At 69.8% G+C, this 404-nt stretch carries 1 protein-coding gene; it reads right to left on the reverse strand.

Going from position 1 to position 404, the window contains the following annotated elements; genetic code table 11:
• Positions 1–240, reverse strand: a 240-nt coding sequence (locus tag K9U41_RS23555) for an NAD-binding protein (protein WP_282643242.1), incomplete at its 3' end; no start/stop codon positions are given.
• Positions 241–404 lie beyond the last annotated feature (164 nt).

Raw genomic sequence — 404 nt, forward strand, 5'->3', positions numbered from 1 at the left:
GACCAGGTTGGCCTTGTCGTCGCCGGTGGCCGCGATGACGACGTCGCACTGGTCGAGGCGGGCCTCCTCCAGCGAGGACAGCTCGCAGGCGTCGGCGAGCAGCCACTCGGCCTCGGGCACCCGGTCGGGCTTGATCGAGACCGGGTCCTTGTCGATCAGCAGCACCTGGTGGCCGTTGGTGATGAGCTCCTGGGCCACGGAGCGCCCCACGGCGCCGGCCCCGGCGATGGCGACTCGCATCAGTGGTCCTCCGGACCCTTGTTGATCACGGCGAAGACCTCGGCGGCGTTCTCCTCGCGCATCACCAGGTGCAGCAGGTCGCCCTCCTGGATCACCGACTCCCGGGTGGGGAGCATCCCCTCACCGAGTCGGTCGATCCAGGCGATGCGGCTGCTGGACTGCAC

This window comes from Xanthobacter autotrophicus (assembly GCF_029991245.1).
GTDB lineage: Bacteria > Pseudomonadota > Alphaproteobacteria > Rhizobiales > Xanthobacteraceae > Xanthobacter > Xanthobacter autotrophicus_C.